The sequence below is a fragment of the Gluconobacter albidus genome (assembly GCF_002723915.1).
Classification (GTDB): Bacteria; Pseudomonadota; Alphaproteobacteria; order Acetobacterales; family Acetobacteraceae; genus Gluconobacter; species Gluconobacter albidus.
In genome coordinates, this window is record NZ_BEWL01000001.1 from 375,279 (window position 1) to 392,519 (window position 17,241).

At 58.3% G+C, this 17,241-nt stretch carries 27 protein-coding genes; 21 read left to right on the forward strand and 6 right to left on the reverse strand.

Going from position 1 to position 17,241, the window contains the following annotated elements; genetic code table 11:
• Positions 1-34 precede the first annotated feature (34 nt).
• On the reverse strand, positions 35-478 hold the full coding sequence (locus tag GAL01_RS01770; RefSeq protein WP_167383450.1) for a helix-turn-helix domain-containing protein: 444 nt from the start codon (positions 476-478) through the stop codon (positions 35-37).
• On the opposite strand from GAL01_RS01770, the gene GAL01_RS16155 reads away from it, so the two are divergent.
• On the forward strand, positions 477-716 hold the full coding sequence (locus tag GAL01_RS16155; protein ID WP_062033799.1) for a helix-turn-helix domain-containing protein: 240 nt from the start codon (positions 477-479) through the stop codon (positions 714-716). The genes GAL01_RS01770 and GAL01_RS16155 overlap by 2 nt on opposite strands.
• A gap of 273 nt (positions 717-989) precedes the next feature.
• Here the strand turns inward: GAL01_RS16155 and GAL01_RS15425 are convergent, their stop codons facing one another.
• Both GAL01_RS15425 and GAL01_RS01780 read right to left on the reverse strand, forming a co-directional pair.
• A complete protein-coding gene (locus tag GAL01_RS15425) occupies positions 990-1,211 on the reverse strand; it encodes a hypothetical protein (RefSeq protein WP_145995593.1) in 222 nt (73 codons plus the stop codon).
• Positions 1,212-1,393: 182 nt separating this feature from the next.
• Positions 1,394-1,645: a hypothetical protein gene (locus GAL01_RS01780; RefSeq protein WP_062033803.1), complete on the reverse strand. Its 252-nt coding sequence runs from the start codon at positions 1,643-1,645 to the stop codon at positions 1,394-1,396.
• 64 nt (positions 1,646-1,709) lie between these two features.
• Here GAL01_RS01780 and GAL01_RS01785 point away from each other — a divergent pair, with 64 nt between their 5' ends.
• The 9 genes from GAL01_RS01785 to GAL01_RS01820 all read left to right on the forward strand — a co-directional run bounded on the left by GAL01_RS01785 (position 1,710) and on the right by GAL01_RS01820 (position 7,099).
• Complete coding sequence (locus GAL01_RS01785; protein WP_062033806.1) at positions 1,710-2,159, forward strand: hypothetical protein; 450 nt, start codon at positions 1,710-1,712, stop codon at positions 2,157-2,159.
• Positions 2,156-3,358, forward strand: coding sequence for a hypothetical protein (locus GAL01_RS01790; protein ID WP_062033809.1), 1,203 nt, complete (start codon positions 2,156-2,158; stop codon positions 3,356-3,358). The genes GAL01_RS01785 and GAL01_RS01790 overlap by 4 nt, the downstream gene beginning before the upstream one ends.
• Complete coding sequence (locus GAL01_RS01795) at positions 3,355-3,567, forward strand: hypothetical protein (RefSeq protein WP_062033812.1); 213 nt, start codon at positions 3,355-3,357, stop codon at positions 3,565-3,567. Before GAL01_RS01790 ends, GAL01_RS01795 begins: the two co-directional genes overlap by 4 nt.
• Positions 3,568-3,580: 13 nt before the next feature.
• The gene (locus GAL01_RS01800) at positions 3,581-4,075 is read left to right on the forward strand and encodes a hypothetical protein (RefSeq protein WP_062033916.1); all 495 of its coding nucleotides are present in this window, start codon (positions 3,581-3,583) and stop codon (positions 4,073-4,075) included.
• A gap of 26 nt (positions 4,076-4,101) precedes the next feature.
• Entirely contained in the window at positions 4,102-4,680 is a 579-nt protein-coding gene (locus GAL01_RS15430) for a hypothetical protein (protein WP_145995594.1), read from the forward strand.
• A gap of 123 nt (positions 4,681-4,803) precedes the next feature.
• Positions 4,804-5,217 carry a hypothetical protein gene (locus tag GAL01_RS01805; RefSeq protein WP_231865439.1) on the forward strand — a complete coding sequence of 138 codons (414 nt, stop codon included), beginning with the start codon at positions 4,804-4,806 and terminating at the stop codon, positions 5,215-5,217.
• Positions 5,218-5,399: 182 nt separating this feature from the next.
• The gene (locus tag GAL01_RS01810; protein ID WP_062033815.1) at positions 5,400-6,251 is read left to right on the forward strand and encodes a tyrosine-type recombinase/integrase; all 852 of its coding nucleotides are present in this window, start codon (positions 5,400-5,402) and stop codon (positions 6,249-6,251) included.
• Between the two features lie 42 nt (positions 6,252-6,293).
• Positions 6,294-6,491 (forward strand): hypothetical protein, encoded by a 198-nt coding sequence (locus GAL01_RS01815; RefSeq protein ID WP_062033818.1) that lies wholly within the window; start codon positions 6,294-6,296, stop codon positions 6,489-6,491.
• The gene (locus GAL01_RS01820; RefSeq protein ID WP_062033820.1) at positions 6,488-7,099 is read left to right on the forward strand and encodes a DUF3164 family protein; all 612 of its coding nucleotides are present in this window, start codon (positions 6,488-6,490) and stop codon (positions 7,097-7,099) included. Before GAL01_RS01815 ends, GAL01_RS01820 begins: the two co-directional genes overlap by 4 nt.
• Positions 7,100-7,159: 60 nt before the next feature.
• Here the strand turns inward: GAL01_RS01820 and GAL01_RS01825 are convergent, their stop codons facing one another.
• The 3 genes from GAL01_RS01825 to GAL01_RS01835 are packed head-to-tail and all read right to left on the reverse strand — an operon-like array spanning position 7,160 to position 7,964.
• Positions 7,160-7,465: a type II toxin-antitoxin system HicB family antitoxin gene (locus GAL01_RS01825; protein ID WP_082790827.1), complete on the reverse strand. Its 306-nt coding sequence runs from the start codon at positions 7,463-7,465 to the stop codon at positions 7,160-7,162.
• A 9-nt stretch (positions 7,466-7,474) separates the two neighbouring features.
• A complete protein-coding gene (locus GAL01_RS01830; RefSeq protein ID WP_082790828.1) occupies positions 7,475-7,732 on the reverse strand; it encodes a BrnA antitoxin family protein in 258 nt (85 codons plus the stop codon).
• Complete coding sequence (locus GAL01_RS01835) at positions 7,692-7,964, reverse strand: BrnT family toxin (protein WP_062033824.1); 273 nt, start codon at positions 7,962-7,964, stop codon at positions 7,692-7,694. The genes GAL01_RS01830 and GAL01_RS01835 overlap by 41 nt, the downstream gene beginning before the upstream one ends.
• A 72-nt stretch (positions 7,965-8,036) precedes the next feature.
• Here GAL01_RS01835 and GAL01_RS01840 point away from each other — a divergent pair, with 72 nt between their 5' ends.
• The 11 genes from GAL01_RS01840 (at position 8,037) to GAL01_RS01890 (ending at position 17,171) form a co-directional block, all read left to right on the forward strand.
• A complete protein-coding gene (locus GAL01_RS01840; protein ID WP_062033827.1) occupies positions 8,037-8,351 on the forward strand; it encodes an HNH endonuclease in 315 nt (104 codons plus the stop codon).
• A 190-nt stretch (positions 8,352-8,541) separates the two neighbouring features.
• On the forward strand, positions 8,542-9,141 hold the full coding sequence (locus GAL01_RS01845; protein WP_062033831.1) for a hypothetical protein: 600 nt from the start codon (positions 8,542-8,544) through the stop codon (positions 9,139-9,141).
• Between the two features lie 43 nt (positions 9,142-9,184).
• Positions 9,185-10,900 (forward strand): terminase large subunit, encoded by a 1,716-nt coding sequence (locus GAL01_RS01850; RefSeq protein WP_231865440.1) that lies wholly within the window; start codon positions 9,185-9,187, stop codon positions 10,898-10,900.
• On the forward strand, positions 10,888-12,213 hold the full coding sequence (locus tag GAL01_RS01855) for a phage portal protein (protein ID WP_062033838.1): 1,326 nt from the start codon (positions 10,888-10,890) through the stop codon (positions 12,211-12,213). The genes GAL01_RS01850 and GAL01_RS01855 overlap by 13 nt, the downstream gene beginning before the upstream one ends.
• Positions 12,210-12,944 carry a head maturation protease, ClpP-related gene (locus tag GAL01_RS01860; protein WP_062033841.1) on the forward strand — a complete coding sequence of 245 codons (735 nt, stop codon included), beginning with the start codon at positions 12,210-12,212 and terminating at the stop codon, positions 12,942-12,944. Before GAL01_RS01855 ends, GAL01_RS01860 begins: the two co-directional genes overlap by 4 nt.
• Before the next feature lie 108 nt (positions 12,945-13,052).
• Positions 13,053-14,285, forward strand: coding sequence for a phage major capsid protein (locus GAL01_RS01865; RefSeq protein WP_062033843.1), 1,233 nt, complete (start codon positions 13,053-13,055; stop codon positions 14,283-14,285).
• Between the two features lie 20 nt (positions 14,286-14,305).
• The gene (locus GAL01_RS01870) at positions 14,306-14,956 is read left to right on the forward strand and encodes a hypothetical protein (RefSeq protein ID WP_062033845.1); all 651 of its coding nucleotides are present in this window, start codon (positions 14,306-14,308) and stop codon (positions 14,954-14,956) included.
• Complete coding sequence (locus tag GAL01_RS01875) at positions 14,956-15,282, forward strand: hypothetical protein (RefSeq protein WP_062033847.1); 327 nt, start codon at positions 14,956-14,958, stop codon at positions 15,280-15,282. The genes GAL01_RS01870 and GAL01_RS01875 overlap by 1 nt, the downstream gene beginning before the upstream one ends.
• Entirely contained in the window at positions 15,279-15,701 is a 423-nt protein-coding gene (locus tag GAL01_RS01880) for a hypothetical protein (protein WP_062033849.1), read from the forward strand. The genes GAL01_RS01875 and GAL01_RS01880 overlap by 4 nt, the downstream gene beginning before the upstream one ends.
• A gap of 48 nt (positions 15,702-15,749) precedes the next feature.
• Positions 15,750-16,706, forward strand: a complete 957-nt coding sequence (locus GAL01_RS01885) for a phage tail tube protein (protein WP_255308561.1) — start codon at positions 15,750-15,752, stop codon at positions 16,704-16,706.
• Between the two features lie 51 nt (positions 16,707-16,757).
• Entirely contained in the window at positions 16,758-17,171 is a 414-nt protein-coding gene (locus GAL01_RS01890; protein ID WP_062027679.1) for a hypothetical protein, read from the forward strand.
• The last annotated feature ends 70 nt before the right edge of the window (positions 17,172-17,241 follow it).

Consider the following 17,241-nt stretch of genomic DNA (forward strand, 5'->3'; position numbering starts at 1 on the left):
TTGGTCAATAAAAAATTTCATTAGAAGAAATTTCTTATTTTCCTTTCATTGCTTTTCCAGCATTGATCCACGCATCAAATGCTCCAGCGTCCAAGCTAGCTGCCAATGCAGCGGCCTCTTTATATCGCTGTGACATATCGAGCTCAGAAGGATCGAAGAGAAGAGATTCCGGGGTAGTTTCAAGAATTTCTGCTACCCGCACGAATTGCGATAACGTCATATTAACCTTGCCATTCAGCCATTTAGAGACTGACGGCTCGGACATATCTAATGCTTCAGCCAATTTTCGTTGCGTATATCCCTTGAGCTTCATCCATGCCTTAACAAACCGAAGAGTGTGACGGTTTTTGGCGACTTCTTGAGGGGAGAGCTCTTTCTCGATCATGCTGCCATTTTGGCGGCTAAAGCGAAGAAGCGGGATACCTCCACATGAAAACTTTCTTGACCTGAAAGTTTCATCAGAATAAATTTTCTGCATGTCGTTGAAAGCTATCCTCATCGAGCGCGGAATCACCCAGACTCAATTGGCTGCACAAGTGCAAATGAGCGAGCCAACCGTATCCCGGTGGGTGAAAGGGGCTTCGTACATCCCCACGCACAAGCTGAGAGAAGTCGCGTCAGCTCTGAATGTCTCACTGGACGCTCTCGTGCCGCTTACTTCGACAAGATCCAATAACGATCCGCAGCAAGGTTCGACTAGGGGAGCAGCAGCATGAGCATCCTTCATACCCTCAAACGTAAACTCCGCTCATGCCGCCGTCAGCAAGATGGTGTCTTGCTGAGCTTACAGTCTTTCATCTCACCTCCGATCCTTGCGATGAGTGAGACCTCTCCCTTCTTGCAGTTTTCGTTAAAGAGCAGGCTATTCGTTCCGATTTTTGAAGTAACCACCCGGGACGATCACGATAGTCAGCCTATTGTCAGAGGCTGGTCCTATGTACGGTGGCGACATTTTATCGCCCACATTCTCGTCGCAGGCTGGCCGGATCTTAGCGACGAGGCCAGTTTGCGGTCATTTCGTTACAAGATTTTGTTGCAAATTGGCATCCGATGCTGCCCTGCCTATCGTTTTCAAAGCCGGGATTCTGATCATGCCAATCCAAGCAACGTTTCATGGAAAAACGATCGAGTAAAGTTGACTGAAAATGGTTGCGCTCGCCTTTGGCTTCGAACTGCGCTCCGCATTTTTCGCAGCTGCCGATTTCATACATGCAAATCGTCTCCTGTTGGTTGTGAGAAACACAGGATGAACGATCACAGTCGAGGATGCGAGTCCTCGACTGTGCTTACTGGAGCAGCAGTGTGAGCATTTCCGACAATTTCTCGCGTGTGCTTGGATCAGACTGCTGCTCACAAAAAAGTATTGCGCAGGATGCGGTAAAATCAGCGGGCTTTAATGCATCTCGCCTTTGGGTTTCTGGAGAAGAATTTCGGCAGCGTCGAGCAGGTCGCGTCCCAGTTCAGCAGCCGTTTGCGGGGACAGGGAAAACTGCTCGAGCTTATCGCCCGCCGGGAAATGCTCTGGCGCTGTGGCCGCTTTCACCTGCAGCACGACAGCACCGTCCTGAATTACCACCGTGCGGAAACCCGTCAGGCTTGAGATATCGAGATTTCCGTCTTCCTTCAGTTTCCATTCGTCAGCCATGTGTCCTCGCTCCGTTCGCTATAGATGCGCGCAAGATGGCCGATCGTGCTGCGGGGGTGAAGCCATGAATCACGCCCCCGCCCTCAAGACAGCCACGCAACTGGCCGTTCGTGCGATTGGCGGCATCGATGCCGCCGCAGCTGTCACACGCGTCGGTCGTGCCCGGATCTCGGAGTATCAGAACCGGAATTCAACAACGACAGCCCCGGTCGATATCGCCATCGTGCTGGACGAGTTCGCCCAGGAGCCTTTCATTCTCCAGACCATGGCGCATGAGCTTGGCTACAATCTGACGCCGATCCAGTTGGGTCATGGCGATGTAGCCGAGATCATGGAAGACGTGGCGGACAAGGCCAACGATACCATGAAGATGACGATCCGCGTTCTGGCGGATGGCATCGTGACGGTCGATGAAGCCCACAGCCTTGGCCATGAGCTGACCAAGCTGCGCCGCGTTGTCGATCATGCTCTCAAGATCGTGCGCGGGATAGAAAAGACAGGAGCCTCGGCATGACGCTCCAGATCCCCGTCACGTTTGATCGTGACGACATTCCTGCCATGGCGTTCCTGAAGGTTCTACCGGCCGAGTTGCGCGGCGTGTTCCATTCTCTGATGGACGCTCTGAAATCTGCCCGTGACGTAGTGTTCCGCATTGGCGGTCGCGCGCTGGACGATGCTCAAGTCGCGCAGTTGGCGTGCGAGAACGTCGAGGTGCTGCGTCGCGTCTTGCCGGAACTCGAGTTCACCCGGTTCATCCTGCGAGACGAAGACGGCGCGCTCTACAGCCCGCACCTCGTGGAACGGCAGATCCGTCGTGAAGAACGGGCTCAGGCCCGTGCTGAAAAGCAACGTCGCCTGGAAGAGTTTCAGGAGCGTCAAGACGCGGGAGAATTCGCTCCAGGGGCATCTATAAAAAAGATGACCTCTCGCGCCAATGCTGCGAAGGGGGGACGCCCGCGCCAGGGCGAGAAGCCGGAAGAGGCTTATGCGCGGCGGGAGCGTGAAGCGATCGCACAGCGTGAAATGCGTTTGCTGTCGGCCGTGTCGGGTGGGCGGGTTTCGGAAACTGAAAACCAAAGCCAGTTTTCAAAAGCGGTTTTGGTTTCCGGGGTTTCGGTTTCAAAACCGGTTTCCGGGTTTTCCGTAGATCTAGAATTAGAGAAAGATATATCCCCTTCTGATTCTAATTCTACGAAACCGGCAGAAACCGAAACCGACAAACCGGCCCTGGAGATTTCGGAAGCACTGATCTCCCAGACCGTCGCCCGCGTCCTCAAGATTGGACGCCTGCCAGACGGCCAGGCCGGGTTCGCCAAGAGCATCTGCGGCCGTTTCTTGCGAGATGGTGTTCCAGCCGATGTGCTGGTTGAGGCTGTAAAGCAGCATGCCGAGAAAATGGCGCTGAATGGCGACACTGCTTACAAAATGGGCGCTTTCCGCAAGCCGATCGAGCGGTTCTGGGCCGATCATCAGGCGGGCGTATCAACCGCCCCTTCCCCGGAGCCAGTAGCTCGGGAAGACTGGGAAGATCGTGCGCTGGAAGTCTATGCCAGGGCGCAGAGGGTCTGGAATGAAGCCTTCCGCCTGAAGCGGGACTTCTCGGCCGTGAAACGGGACTGGCTGGAACTGACGAAGACCCATGACCTGCCTACCTGCCCCGTTGAGCGCGATGCATATCTGGACTGGTACCGCCCGCAGGCGCAGGCCGCATGAAGGCGCTGCGGAGAGCCCTCGCCTCTTTCACCCATTCTGAATTCCTCACGGTCCGCTCTGAACGTGACCAGGCGCAGCATGCTGCCTTGGCACTGGAGCTGACTGTCGCGGATCAAGCCCTGGAGATTGTCACGCTCCAGGCCCGTTTGGCTCGGCTCACCTCGAACCGGGATGCCGACGGCCGATTTATGAAGCGCAACCCCACATGAACGTGGAATGCAAATGACTACTGCCACTGAGGCAACTCAAAATATCAGAGAAAACATCGTCCCGCTTGTCGGGGCTTGGGCTAACCGCTTCACCTTAACTGAGCTGGATTTAGGAAAAGACAGACCACCTGTCGAAGTCATTCGACGCGGTGTCGGGCTGTATAGCCTCCTCCGCAGCGGGAAGATTACACAGCGGCATGTAGATAATGCCGAACGATGGGCGCGGGATTTTGAAACGGGCATTATGGGCGCGTCTGATCCGGAGCGACGCTCAAACGGACAGGGTACGCTAGAAGACATGTTACTGGCGCGATCTGCGGCAGTGGCACGCTGTGAAGGCATACGCCGAACCTTGGGGCGATATGCAGCCGATTTGCTTGTTCTTCTGGTGCTAGACGGGCTGTCCATTGCGAAAATCGCAGAACTGTACGGTAAGAATCGTCAAGGCATGACAGGTGCAGTCGAGTTGCTGCTCGAGCAAGTCACAGACTATTATGATACGAACTGAGATGTTTTTACAAAACAGGTTGTGAGATGATGTTCAACTGCTTCTGGCATATTCCAGACTGGACCTTTGTAGATATTCTTGGGTTTGTTTGGGATGGGCTAAAAGCAGCTGCACCAGCTCTAGTTGCCTGGGTGGCATATAAAGTCTCTGTCGAAGCAAAAGATGCCACACAGGCCCAAAAGGACATTGCTGCAAACCAATATTTAATAAGCCTTTATGATGTGAGAAGATCGTCTTTATCAAAACTTACAACATGGCTAAAATCTAATGAAAACAAAATATTAGGAACGCGGGAGACAAATTCTGATATACCTGATATAATACAAGAAATAGAAGATACTTACTGTATGAATTTTAATATCCGAGGCATAGATAAGCAAATAGCAGATATCTTGGCAGAAGAACTTCAAGCTTCTGTTCTCGATAAATGGGTCGAACGAGAAAGTGACCATTCATCACAGGCCGTAAGAAATTCCCTCGCTGAAGCAGCTCACCATCGAGCGCGCCATGCTGAGTTCCAAAGATTGCTGGTCGATGATCTGGAGAAGATAGTTTTGAAATGCAGAGCTAAGTTGAAGGTTCCTGATCAGCCTTATCAAGCATAGTTAGCTATTGACCTGAAACAGGAACGGACAGTAAACATCTAAGCTCTACGAAGGCGTGTGACCATTGAAGGTCCACGCCTTTTTTATTGGCGTTTTCGCCCCTCTCCCAAAAGCGAATCAGAAATGCGGACACTCGCCCCTGCGAGCGCAGGCGACGTGTGCCGTCGCGGCGCGCAGCACTATTGTGTGCTTGCGGTCGAGGGGAAACGGGCGCTTTGCGTGCCCGTCATCTTCAACCGCACATTCATTCATCGCGCTGATGTTTTCCTCTGGGACAGTCGGCGCGAAAAATCGCTTCAGCTGTCAGGGACAACGGTTGTCCGTTGCACAGATCATCGCTGGCGCGAGAATGGCTGGGATAGCTGCACGTTGCAGGTCAGCCCTTCAGTCATGCGAAAAATCCTCGCCAGTTTGTGTCGGGACAGTGAAGCCCAGGCAATCGAGACTGGCCGCTCCGGATTGTATCAATCCACTCTGGCGCGCGGGCCCAAGCTCGGTGATCGCGGTCGGAAGAAGGGTGGCTCACCATCCGACTGACAGGCGCGAAAGGCGACACGATAACCCGGAGTTATCTGACAAGCCTATCAAGACAGAGTGTCAGATAACCCGTCAGAAGGGTTCATAACCCGTCAGATAATACCTGTTATCTGACGGTTTTTCAGGGTCTCCGCAGGATCGGAAATCCTTATTATTCAACGACTTGTCGGAGAACTGGGCCAATGGCACCAGCAACGGCCGCGAAAAGGCCCCGTATCTCTGATGACGATCGCCTCGTGAATATGTGGCTTCACAACCGCTCCGCGAACACGGCCCGCGCCTATCGTGCGGACGTGGATGCCTTTCGCCAGTGGGCCGACAAGCCGCTTGCGGATGTTGTGCTGGATGACCTGCAAGGCTGGTTTGACAGCCTCAAGGGATCGGACGCCACGCGCCGCCGAAAGCTGGCCTCCGTCAAATCGGCTCTGGCCTTCGGGGTCCGCGTCGGTTTTCTGGACGTAGACGTTGGCGCGGCGCTCCGTCTCGATCGTGGGCGAGATCGTCTCAGTGAGCGCATCCTCACGGAAGAGGATGTGCGGCGCGTCATCGACATGGAGGAATGCCCGCGAAAGCGGGTCGCCCTCCGCGTTTTGTATTTCATGGGACTGCGCATCTCGGAGATGTGCAGCCTGACCTGGCGAGACATGACACGGCGTCAGCAGGGAGGCGTGGCCTCCGTGTTCGGCAAAGGGGGCAAGACACGCCATGTGCTTGTTCCCGCAAAGCTGTGGAAAGAGATCGTGGCTGTGAGAGCTGACGACTGGCGTCCTGAAACGCCTGTTGTCCCCGGCCACGATGGGAGCCCGCTTCACTTGAGAGCTGCACATCGCCTCGTGAAGCGGGCGGCGAAGCGTGCCGGATTGCCAGATGCCTCGGCGCACTGGTTCCGGCACGCCCACGCATCACACGCCCTGGACAATGGCGCACCCGCGCATGTCGTCCAGCAGACTTTGGGACATTCCGACCTGAAGACCACGACACGCTACGCCCACGTCCGCGAAGGCGACGGTGGCGGCAATTACCTGAAAGACTGACGCCTCACGAAAAGGCAGCGTCGGCCATTACTGGAGAGCAAAATGAGCACTCGATACCGACGCCGCCCCGAAACGCCTGAAGAGATCCAGGCGGAGCATGTCGATTTCTGGACCCGCGCAGCCGAGCGATACGAGCGCACGGCACAGCATGCGCGGATGCCGGGAATGAAGATCTGGGCAGCCGCTGAAGCGCGCCGCGCCCGCGCAATCGAGGCCGATCGCAAGCGAGAACAGGCATGAGCCACAACCCCGACGATTACATGAAGGATTCCGCTGGCCGTCTGGTGCCACGGGCGAACGTGAAGCCGGAGGACCTGCTTCAGGACGAGCTGGTGCGCAAGCTATTCGAGCGCGCCCGCACCATCCGTGAAGGCATGCGCCAGTTTCGTGAGGATGCAGACAGCGACATTCGCGCCTTTCTGGATCTTCTGGCGGAGCAGTACGGAGCCAAGAAGGGCGGTGCCAAGGGCAATCTGACGCTGGCGACCTATGACGGCTGCGAGCGCGTAACCATCGCCATCAGCGACACCATCACGTTCGGCCCAGAGCTTCAGATCGCCAAGGAACTGGTGGACAGCTGCCTGACGCGCTGGACGGAAGGCGGCAACGCCAATATCCGCGCCGTCGTCACCGATGCCTTTGACGTCGGCAAAGAAGGCAAGCTGAACGTGTCCAAGATCCTCGGACTGCGCCGGCTTTCGATCGACGATGATGAATGGAAGCGCGCCATGCAGGCCATCACTGACGCGGTGAAGGTGAACGCATCGCGCAGCTACATCCGTTTCCATGAGCGCGCCTCTCCGGACAGCGCGTTCATTCAGGTTCCCTTGGACATTGCCAAGGCATAAAAAAAGGCCGGAGCAATGTCCGGCTTTTCGCAGTTAACGGCGCTTTGTCACGTTTCAGAATCAACAAGCATAGTCTCTGAGCTGACATACGGACTGAGTATCGTCTTCAGGCAGCCTTACTCTGACGATGAATGCCATACCCGATTCGTTATTCGGATCCCGCATAATAGTTTTGAAGGATGATGGATCTGGCATGTCACATCCTTCCTCGATCATTCCTTCAATGTGAAAAGCCAAAGCCTCGTAGGCCATGACGTGTGCTTCAGCCAATGTATCACCAACTGTTACGCAGCCCGGAAAGTCTGGGAAACTGACACCGAAATCGCTATCGGGATCTTTGTGAACGAGACCAAGGTATTCAGTCATTGCACCGTCTCAATGAGACAATGAGGCTTTAAGCGCCTCGTTGATTCTTGTCTGCCAACCAGCACCTTGCCGCTTGAAAGCGTCCAGAACGTCAGCATCCAGCCGCAATGTGACCTGCTGCTTTCGATGCGGATTAGTCGGACGTCCGCGACGCACGACCGTTTTACCGTTCCGAACGGTCGCGGCTTCAAAGAAAGCATCGGTGAGTTCCGGAGCATCGTCCGGATCAACCCATTCTGGCTTTCCACTGTTGTTCTTCGCGTTCATGTGCATGCCTCATGGAGATAATGCGGCGAGCATCGCCACGTGGTGTCCAGACCATCACGACAAGGCGTTCATTCAACATCCCGGCCGTAATGAAACGCTCTTCGCCATAGTCTTTTCGTAAGTCCGGCGCGGTTGCTGTCATGCCTTCGAAAACGGCAGCAGCGTCGGCGAAGTCGAGACCGCGTTCAGACAAGGTTTTATCGCACTTGGCGTTATCGAACTCGACTTTCATGAACTTGATGTAGCTACGAATAATCCATAGAGCAAGGATATAATGTAGTTACAAATAATAGTGAGAAGCATCATGGCACTGCTGCGTTGCATCAACAGCGGGCTGGCAGTGCTGGACACCAGCATCGCCCACGAACCACCCAAGCGCGCAGACGCGTTCTATGTCTCGAAGGAATGGCGCGCCCTGATGGGCACCATCCTCAAGCAGCGTGGACGCGTCTGCGAGCGCTGCGGCCGGTCTGGCTGCCGGATCTTCGGCGACCACATCGTCGAACTGAAGGACGGCGGCGCCAAGCTCGATCCGGCGAACGTCCAGCTGCTCTGCGGCTCGTGCCACACGGCCAAGACGGCGCGGGCAAAAGCGCAGCGCGCGGCGAAAAGCTGGTGAAAAACGGCTGAAAACCGTCATTTTCTCGCGTTTTCAACCCAAAAGGCGACCGAAACGGTACGGATTGAGGGGGGGGCGGGTCAAATCTTCGGCCCGACCCCAGGGGCGTAACCGCGCCAGTTCCACGCGTGAAAAATTTTCCTGAAATTACGAAATGAGGTGCGCACCATCCTGCGCAGGACGGTCCAGAATGTCGAAAAAACCGCCCGCAAACTGGGAGGAGATTGCCAGCGCCTACTGCGTAGGAAGCCTGTCAAATCGCCAGATTGCCAAGCAATTCGGGATTGCCGAAAGCACCCTGCGCAAGCGCATCGCGTCTGAAGGATGGGAGAAAACAGGTGCGCAAAAGGTGCGCACTCGCACTCCAAAAGTGCGCACCGCTGCGCACTCTGGAACAGCAACGCCAAAACGCCCTTCCCCGATCATCGCAGAAGCCATCCCGGACGACATCGAGGGCCGCCTGCTCTGCCTGGCAGAACGCATGACCGACGAACTGGAGCAGATCACGGCGCACCAGGGCGAAATCTCTGAAGCAATCGAAATTGAGACGATGGACGACGAAAACCCGCGCCGAAAAGAGGCAATGCTGAAAGCCATCAGTCACCCGATCCGGGCCAATTCGCTCAAGACGATCGCGCAGACCGTCGCGCTGCTCGGCGGCAAAGGGGCCAGCAAAAAGGGCAAGAAGGAGCAGCTCAAAGATGCTGCTGATACTGCATCCTCTGGGAAGTTTGCGCCCATGACTCAACCCAAACTGGTAGTGAACAATGGCAAGCGACGGGACAGTTAAAGTCAGCTCTCGGGGGCGGAAACCGGCATCGCGCCGGACCGGAATGCGCAAGGCTCTCAAGCAGGCTCCTGTCATTCCTGCGCTTACCTGGTCAACGGCGTGCCCCACCTGGGAAAAGCGCATTGTCGCCGGCGAAAGCATCATCCCCTGCCCGCCGCTTTTCCCTGAGGCTGCCAAACAGGGCATGGACGTCTTCAATGCCCTGAAGCTCGTCGACGTGATGGGCGAGCCGACAATCGGGGAATCCTGCCGGCCATGGCTGAAGGACTTCGCGGAATCCTTCTTCGGGTCCTACGATCCGGAAACCGGCGTTCGACACATCAGCGAGTTCTTCCTGCTGGTCAGCAAGAAGAACACCAAATCGACCATCGCAGCCGGCGTCATGCTGACCCAGCTGGTGCTGAACTGGCGGCGATCGGCTGAATTTCTGATCCTGGCACCAACCAAGGAAGCGGCTGACAACGCCTTCAAACCGGCACGGGACATGGTCCTGAACGATCCGGATCTGGACGCGATCTTCCACGTCCAGCAGTACAACCGCATCATCACCCACCGGCAGACCGGGGCGACGCTCAAGGTCGTGGCCGCTGACGGTCAGTCGGTGGTCGGCAAGAAGGCGACCGGCATTCTCGTCGACGAACTCTGGGAGTTTGGCAAGAAGCCGACAGGCGAGAACATGCTCATGGAAGCCATGGGCGGCATCTCGTCGCGCCCTGAAGGTTTTGTGATCTATCTGACCACCCAGTCAGAGGAAGAGCCAGCCGGCGTTTTCAAATCAAAGCTGGACTATGCCCGCTCCGTCCGCGACGGGAAGATCCAGAACAGGAAGTTCTTCCCGGTCATCTACGAGTTTCCGGCCGCGCTGATTGAGGCTGAGAAGCACAAGGATCCGGATTACTGGTACGTCACCAATCCGAACCTCGGCCTGTCGGTCGGAACCGAGTTCCTGATCAGCCAGTTTGACCAGCAGAAAGAAGCTGGCGAAGGCCCGCTTCGGGTCTGGATGGCCAAGCACCTCAATGTGCAGGTCGGGCTTTCCCTGCGAGAGAAAGCCTGGGCAGGCGCGAAATACTGGGAGCAGCGAGGGGATCCCAACCTCACCCTGGACGATGTGGTCAGACGCTCCAGTGTCCTGGTCGTGGGGATCGACGGTGGCGGCCTGGACGATTTCCTGTCCATGGCCGTTCTGGGCTGCGATGCCGAGACCGATGAGTGGCTGCACTGGCAGCGCAGCTGGGTCTATTGCGACGTCCTCAAGACCCGCAAGGAAGAAGCGCCCCGTTATCTCGATTTCCAAAAACAGCGTGATCTCGTGCTGGTCACAACGATGCAGGACGACATCATCGAACTGGGCGAAATCGCCGCGGATCTGAACCGGTCGGGAAAACTGGCGCTGATCGGGCTCGACCCGGCTGGCGTGGCGGAGATCGTCTTCGAGCTACGCCGGCAGGAGATCGAGGAAAGCCAGATCGTCGGTGTCAGTCAGGGCTGGAAGCTCACCGGACCGATCAAGACGCTCGAGCGCAAACTGGCAGATGGCTCTTTCCACCATGGCGGCCGGCCGATCATGGCCTGGGCCGTTGGGAATGCGAAAGCCCAGGCCAAAGGCAACAACATCGAAATCACCAAGCAGTTGGCGGGCGGAAAGAAGATTGATCCTCTGATGGCGCTGTTCGATGCCGTGGCCTGCATGTCCAAAAACCCGGAGCCACCCGGACCGAAAAGCATTTTTGACCGTGAGGACCTATGGGATTCCTGAAGAGTATTTTCGGCGGTTCTCAACGTCCTCTTCCGGAGCGCAGAGAGCCCGTCCTGGCGCAGATCCTCGAAAACCCCAGTACGCCACTGTCTGACATCGGCAACTGGAGCGAGTTTCTGGGATTGCCGGGGACCAGTGATGACTGGATCCCGCCTACCAGCGAACGCACGGCGATGGCCTGCTCGGCCGTCTATCGCTGCGTGACGCTGGAAGCTGGCGTCATCGCCGGACTGCCCCTGAAAATCTATCGCCTCTCGGTGGATGGCCAGCGCGAAGAACTGTCGAATCACCGGCTGATGCCGCTCCTTCAGACGGCGCCGTTTCCAGGACGTTCTCTAACAGCCTTCTCCTGGCGGGAACTCTGGGGCGTGAATGTCCTGCTCTGGGGTAACCACTACAGCGCAATCCGCTATGACGGCGCAGGCCGGGTCATCGGCTTTGACGCCTATATGCCCTGGCAGGTTCAGGTGGTGCGCCTTCCGGGCAAGCGTGGGGTCAATTTCTACGTTTGCACGGATGATGACGGCAACAGTGAGGTCCTCCACCAGGAGGACATGCTGCACATTCCCGGTCCGGGCTTTGACGGGATCAAGGGTCTGTCCCGGATCCAGTCTTTCGCACGTGGCTCTGTCGGGCTGGCGCGCTCCATGGAAGAACGCACGGGCCGGGTCCATCAGAATGCCTCGATGCCGAGCGGCATCATGCAGGTGCAGGGCAAGATGTCGGATGATGGCTTTCGTCGCCTGAAACGCCAGCTTCAGGAAGCCCATTCCGGTGTCGCCAACTGGGGTAAGACCGTCATCGCAGATGAAGGGTCGAAATACACGCCCTTCCAGCTGTCTCCGCAGGATCTCCAGACGATCGAGGGCAGACGCTATCAGGTGGCCGATATTTCCCGCTTCTTCGGTGTGCCCCTGCATCTGTTGAACGAGACGGACAAGACGTCGTCCTGGGGGACGGGCCTGTCCGAGAACACGCTGGCTTATCTGATCTTCTCGCTTGATGCGGACCTGCGCCGGATCGAAAGCGAGCTGAACTACAAGCTGTTCTCGAACACCCGTCTTTTCGTGGAATTTGACCGTGATGGTTTGCTTTCCATGGATCCTGAAAAGACCGCGACAGTCATGCAGAGCGAGATCTCCAGCGGTGTCAGCACGATCAACGAGGCACGCCGGAAGAAAAATCGTCCACCTGTAACGGGCGGCGATACCCCGCTGATCAACAGCACCAACGTGCCGTTGACGACACAGGCGGCAAAAGGGCCAGACAAGTCCTCGCCTGTTCCTCCACCTTCACCAGGGCAACAGGAATGAAACGCTATGATGCCCAGGCAGGCCGGTTCTCGAACCGAGCCCTTCTGGCCTTCACGCAGGCAGGGCTCCCGCAGACCCTGAGCAGCCGGCCACGGGCTGACGGCAAGCCGGCCGAGATCCTGCTGTATGACGAAATCGGCTTCTGGGGTGTGACGGCCAAGGACTTTGCCGGCCAGCTGGCGCAGGTCGGTCCCGGACCGATCAATCTGCGGATCAACAGCCCGGGCGGCGATGTCTTCGACGGCCTCGCCATCTATTCGTCGCTCAAGCAGCATGATGGCGCAGTCAACGTGATCATCGACGGTCTGGCTGCCTCGGCTGCCTCCTACATCGCCCTTGCTGGCGATACGGTCTCGATCGCGCCCAATGCCTTCATGATGATCCACAACGCCTGGGGGCTTGTGATCGGCAACAAGGCCGACATGACGGCAACGGCAGGTGTCATGTCCAAGATCGACGGCCAGATGGCGGCGCTCTATTCGGGCAAGACCGGCCAAAGCGTCGACGCCATTTCGGCCCAGATGGATGCCGAGACCTGGTTCACGGCCCAGGAGGCCCTGGATGCAGGTCTGGCGGACGTCATCGTCGATGATGACCGCTCCGGCGGTAGTTCGCCCGCAGCCAAGGCAACACAGCCGCCGCCCGAGGACCTGCTCGCACAGGCCGGGGAAATTGCCCTTGCGTCGCGCCGGCGTATGGCCCGTCTGGCTGAGGCCGAAAACGCACTCTGACCATGTCCAGACCGACCTCCACGCGAGGCGGCATCAGGTCATGACCCTTCTAGAATGCCGCCAACATTGCGCGGCAGGTCCTCCTTCATTGCAAAAACAGGAATACCCATGCGTTCCAAGGAACTGCGCGCCAAGCGTGCAAAGCTGATTGCTGACGCCCGCGCCCTGATCAACGGCGAGACCGTCACTGCCGAACAGAGTGCCCAGTTCGATGCCATGATGGCCGAGGCTGACGAGCTCAAGGCGCGGATCGACCGCATCGAGACCGCAGATGCGGCTGAAGCAGAACTGGTCGGCCAGATCGCGGCCCGTGGCGAACAGGAAGGCCGTGGGACTGACGAACAGCGCGATCGTGAGACGCAGGAAGTCCGCGTCTTCGGTGCCTGGCTTCGTGGTGGCATGGACAACCTTTCCGGTGAAGACCGCTTGTTCGCAATGCGCCAGGCGCAGCTCGGCACCGAACTCCGGGCAGCGCAGAGCACACAGACCGGTCAGGCTGGCGGCTATCTCGTGCCTCCGCTCTTCGAAAATCAGCTGCTGGTGGCCCTGAAAGCCTATTTCACGGCACTGGACCTGTTTGACGAAATCCCGACCGCAACAGGAGCCCCGCTGCCCTGGCCGACCAATGACGATACGTCTGCCCGTGCCAAGATCATCGGTGAGAACACCACGATCAGCACCAGCGACATGAAGTTCGGTATCTCCAGCATCCTGGCCTATCTATACGCCACGGATGCTGTTCTGGTCCCCTGGACGCTGATGCAGGATTCCTTCCTGGATCTGGATGCCTTCCTGCGCGGCGCTCTGGCTACCCGCTTCGGGCGCACGCTGGCAGACGATCTGACCAATGGGACTGGCACGAACATGCCGCAGGGTGTGTGCACGGCCGCAGGCGTAGGCCCCACCACGGCAACCGTCGCCATTGGCTATGACGACATCCTCGATCTGCAGCACAGTGTTGACCCCGCCTATCGTCAGGGCGCCTCGTTCATGCTGAACGACATGACGTTCAAGGCTCTGCGCAAGCTGAAGGATAACGAGGGCCGTCCGCTGTGGTCGCCGTCCATCGCTGCTGGCGCACCCGACATGTTCGCGGGCTCGCCGCTGAACATCAACCAGAGCATGCCCGACATTGCGGCCGGCAATAAGGCGATGCTGTTCGGCAACTTCAAAAACTACAAGTTCCGCAACGTAAAGGGCCTGTCGGTGGTGCGTTTGAATGAGCGCTACGCTGATGCGCTGCAGACAGCTTACTTCGGATATGCCCGCTTTGGTGGTGGCGTTCCGGGGGCGGGCACGGCCATCAAGGCCCTGCAGACCGGTGCCCCGACTGGCGGCTGATCTGACGGAGGAGACGATCTATGAGGAGCATTTCCATCGGATCGGCTCCTGCGACGGTTCCCCTGGCATCCGTGCAGGATCTGATGACGGATCTGGGTATCACGGATGCCCAGGCCTTCGATCCCCTCGAGCGGCATCTCCTGGATGCGACCGAGGCCGTTCTGGTCTTCATCGGCCGCCCGATCCTGTCCCAGACCTGGCAGGATCAGATCTTTGTCCGACACTTCCCACGAACCCTGTCCCTTCTGGTTGCGGCCTACCCTGTCCAGAAGGTTCTGGGGATCGTCCGCAACGGGACAGCGTTGTCTCAGGATGAAATCGACGGTCTCGTCATCGCGGATGAAACCGGCGAGATCTTCCGGCCGGATGCGGAGCGCCCGTTCTGGCATCCGGGGCGCTATGAGATCACCTATGAGGCCGGATACCAGCTTCCGGCCACGCAGGACGATGGCACGGCGCTTCTTGGGAACATTCCCCGGCCGATCCAGCTCGCTGTCCGCAGGGTTGCGGCAGCGGCCTACTATGCGGAAGGCCGTGACCCTTCCCTGAAGTCCGAAAGTGCCCAGGGCATCGGCTCGACCAGCTGGGTCACACCTGACCCTGCCCTGGGTGGCCTGACACCTGAAGCGGCTGGCCTCGTCCAGCGCTACCAGTCTCCGGGGACGGCGTGATGGGATACCAGGCAGACTGCCGTCGTCGGCAGATCCGCAAGAAAGGCCGGCTGATGACGCTATCACGGCCGAACGAGGCCAACCCGGTCACGCTGATGGCCTATGCCGCACCGCCCGCGACGGCCGCACTGGAATCAGGCGTGTCGGTCATGCCCTTTGTGGCCGAGACCCTGAACGACGAACTGGCGGCAGCGGGTTACGGGCAACCCCGGAATGCCGACATCCTGACGGATGGCGGTCGTCAATACGCGCTGACAGATGCCACGCCTGTCTATGACGGCAGCCTGCTCTGCGGCTGGAAACTTTTTGCAGCAGGTGGAACATGACCTCTCCCGTCGTCTGGCAGGATGCCTTTGACCGCGCCACGGCCGCCGCCACATCGCTGGGACTGGTGGTCAAGGATGCACTCGCACAGGATCAAGAGACGAACACCGGCCCGTGGATCTATTTCGAGACGGCCAGCGCCTCCTCCGGACGTCTGGGCATGGGCGAGATCGTCGACGAAGAAACCGGCCAGATCTGGCTGCACCTGATGGTGCGGCGCGGAACGGGCGCGATCGACGCCGTCACGAAACGCAAGGCTCTGTCCGTCGCGTTCCGGGTTCCGGTCGCGCCGCTGCCTGCCGGTCTGTTCTACGACGATCAGGGCTTCGATCCGCCCGATGACGATCAGACCGGCAACTGGGTCCGCTTCTCCCTGATGGTGGATTATCGCTATCAGGACATCGTCCTGCCGGCATCCTGAAATTCCTGACGCAGCCACCTTCGGGTGGCTTTTTTTATGAGGTGAAACATGGCCTTTACCGGTGCCACGGCAGGCTATCAGGCCGCCGCGCAGGCGAACGATACTGCGATTTCCTATGCGATGGAGCCGAATTACGGCGTCCCGGCCACGGGAAACTACCAGCGCACCCGCTTTACGGGTGAGAACTTCAAGCCGACGGACACGACCCAGCGTCCGGACGAAATCAATGCCGACATCGAGGCAGCGCAGGCTGTCCTGACGCAGACGGCCGTCGCTGGCACACTGTCGGGTGCGCTGTCTTACGGCACCTACGACGACATGCTGGCGGCCGTGCTCGGCGCAGACTGGGCAAACAACGTCGCGCAGAATGGCCCTGTCGTGAAGACCTGGACCATCATCGAAAAGATGAACGGCAAATGGGTGGTGCGTCCGGGCAGCTACTGCACTCAGGCGCAGCTGACCTTTGCCCAAGGCAGCTTTGCGTCGACGTCTTTCGACTTCTCCTGCAAGCAGCAGACGCTGGCGGATGCCGACCCGGCTGCAACCTACACCGATGCGCCGTCCGGCCGCGTGTTCAACACGGTCGATAACTTCGTCGGCATGACCGTGAACGGCGTGGCTCCGGATGGCTGCGTCAAGCAGATCCAGATCACGCTCGATCGTGATGGCTCGGGTTCGGATTACGGCATGGGCCATGCCGATGCCTGTGGCATCCGCGTCGGTCAGCTGCTGGCTTCGGGCTCGGCGCAGATCTTCTTCAAGACCTGGGACATGTATCAGGTCTGGGCCAGTGGCACGCAGGGGCCGATCGTCACCACGGTCAAGGACGCGGACGGCAACAGCTACGTCCTGACCTTCCTGAATGCGGCGCTGCGCAATCCGGTCATCAATGCCGGCAGCAAGAACTCCTCGATCGTCGCCACCTTCGACATCGAGGGCAATCCGCAGGCCGGTGGTGGCACCTTCAAGATCCAGCGCATCCCGGCAGTTGCTCCGGGCGGCTGATCCCCGGAAATCTGCGCTTTTTATCCCTCATTTCAGACTGGAAAAATTCACATGCCGAAACTTTCAGACCTCAAGATCGACAGTGCCTCCATCAACGACGGCGTCTGGGTCGATATCGAACAGTTCCCCGGCCTGCGGATCCGCACGCGTGGCTACACTGACGCCTTTGTCGACGCGCAGAACCGGCGTCTGGCTGTGGCTGCGGAGAAGTTCCGCAATGATCCGTCCCGCATTCCAAACGCTGTGCGTCGCGCGATCAACGCAGGCCTGCTGGCTGACTTCCTGATCCTCGATGTCGACGGTCTGTATGCGGACGATGCCGAAACCCAGAAGGTCTCGGTGGAAGACTTCGGAAAGCTGATTGCCGATCCCGAATATGCGCGCCTGATGCGCTGCTGCTGGGAGGCTGCCAGCCTCGTCGCCAACGGCGCGGTTGAGCAGGCCGAGGCCGCTTCGGGAAACTGACGCGGGCGCTGGCATGGTGGCTGGAATGGGGAGAATACCCCGAATTCTGGGATGACCTGGAGGGGGAAGA

Bases quoted from the DNA above. Each gene is read 5' to 3' on its own strand.
- GAL01_RS16155 (WP_062033799.1), top strand. From the start codon at position 477: ATGTCGTTGAAAGCTATCCTCATCGAGCGCGGAATCACCCAGACTCAA.
- GAL01_RS01770 (WP_167383450.1), bottom strand. From the start codon at position 478: ATGCAGAAAATTTATTCTGATGAAACTTTCAGGTCAAGAAAGTTTTCA.
- GAL01_RS15425 (WP_145995593.1), bottom strand. From the start codon at position 1,211: ATGTATGAAATCGGCAGCTGCGAAAAATGCGGAGCGCAGTTCGAAGCC.
- GAL01_RS01780 (WP_062033803.1), bottom strand. From the start codon at position 1,645: ATGGCTGACGAATGGAAACTGAAGGAAGACGGAAATCTCGATATCTCA.
- GAL01_RS01785 (WP_062033806.1), top strand. From the start codon at position 1,710: ATGAATCACGCCCCCGCCCTCAAGACAGCCACGCAACTGGCCGTTCGT.
- GAL01_RS01790 (WP_062033809.1), top strand. From the start codon at position 2,156: ATGACGCTCCAGATCCCCGTCACGTTTGATCGTGACGACATTCCTGCC.
- GAL01_RS01795 (WP_062033812.1), top strand. From the start codon at position 3,355: ATGAAGGCGCTGCGGAGAGCCCTCGCCTCTTTCACCCATTCTGAATTC.
- GAL01_RS01800 (WP_062033916.1), top strand. From the start codon at position 3,581: ATGACTACTGCCACTGAGGCAACTCAAAATATCAGAGAAAACATCGTC.
- GAL01_RS15430 (WP_145995594.1), top strand. From the start codon at position 4,102: ATGATGTTCAACTGCTTCTGGCATATTCCAGACTGGACCTTTGTAGAT.
- GAL01_RS01805 (WP_231865439.1), top strand. From the start codon at position 4,804: ATGCGGACACTCGCCCCTGCGAGCGCAGGCGACGTGTGCCGTCGCGGC.
- GAL01_RS01810 (WP_062033815.1), top strand. From the start codon at position 5,400: ATGGCACCAGCAACGGCCGCGAAAAGGCCCCGTATCTCTGATGACGAT.
- GAL01_RS01815 (WP_062033818.1), top strand. From the start codon at position 6,294: ATGAGCACTCGATACCGACGCCGCCCCGAAACGCCTGAAGAGATCCAG.
- GAL01_RS01820 (WP_062033820.1), top strand. From the start codon at position 6,488: ATGAGCCACAACCCCGACGATTACATGAAGGATTCCGCTGGCCGTCTG.
- GAL01_RS01825 (WP_082790827.1), bottom strand. From the start codon at position 7,465: ATGACTGAATACCTTGGTCTCGTTCACAAAGATCCCGATAGCGATTTC.
- GAL01_RS01830 (WP_082790828.1), bottom strand. From the start codon at position 7,732: ATGAACGCGAAGAACAACAGTGGAAAGCCAGAATGGGTTGATCCGGAC.
- GAL01_RS01835 (WP_062033824.1), bottom strand. From the start codon at position 7,964: ATGAAAGTCGAGTTCGATAACGCCAAGTGCGATAAAACCTTGTCTGAA.
- GAL01_RS01840 (WP_062033827.1), top strand. From the start codon at position 8,037: ATGGCACTGCTGCGTTGCATCAACAGCGGGCTGGCAGTGCTGGACACC.
- GAL01_RS01845 (WP_062033831.1), top strand. From the start codon at position 8,542: ATGTCGAAAAAACCGCCCGCAAACTGGGAGGAGATTGCCAGCGCCTAC.
- GAL01_RS01850 (WP_231865440.1), top strand. From the start codon at position 9,185: ATGCGCAAGGCTCTCAAGCAGGCTCCTGTCATTCCTGCGCTTACCTGG.
- GAL01_RS01855 (WP_062033838.1), top strand. From the start codon at position 10,888: ATGGGATTCCTGAAGAGTATTTTCGGCGGTTCTCAACGTCCTCTTCCG.
- GAL01_RS01860 (WP_062033841.1), top strand. From the start codon at position 12,210: ATGAAACGCTATGATGCCCAGGCAGGCCGGTTCTCGAACCGAGCCCTT.
- GAL01_RS01865 (WP_062033843.1), top strand. From the start codon at position 13,053: ATGCGTTCCAAGGAACTGCGCGCCAAGCGTGCAAAGCTGATTGCTGAC.
- GAL01_RS01870 (WP_062033845.1), top strand. From the start codon at position 14,306: ATGAGGAGCATTTCCATCGGATCGGCTCCTGCGACGGTTCCCCTGGCA.
- GAL01_RS01875 (WP_062033847.1), top strand. From the start codon at position 14,956: ATGGGATACCAGGCAGACTGCCGTCGTCGGCAGATCCGCAAGAAAGGC.
- GAL01_RS01880 (WP_062033849.1), top strand. From the start codon at position 15,279: ATGACCTCTCCCGTCGTCTGGCAGGATGCCTTTGACCGCGCCACGGCC.
- GAL01_RS01885 (WP_255308561.1), top strand. From the start codon at position 15,750: ATGGCCTTTACCGGTGCCACGGCAGGCTATCAGGCCGCCGCGCAGGCG.
- GAL01_RS01890 (WP_062027679.1), top strand. From the start codon at position 16,758: ATGCCGAAACTTTCAGACCTCAAGATCGACAGTGCCTCCATCAACGAC.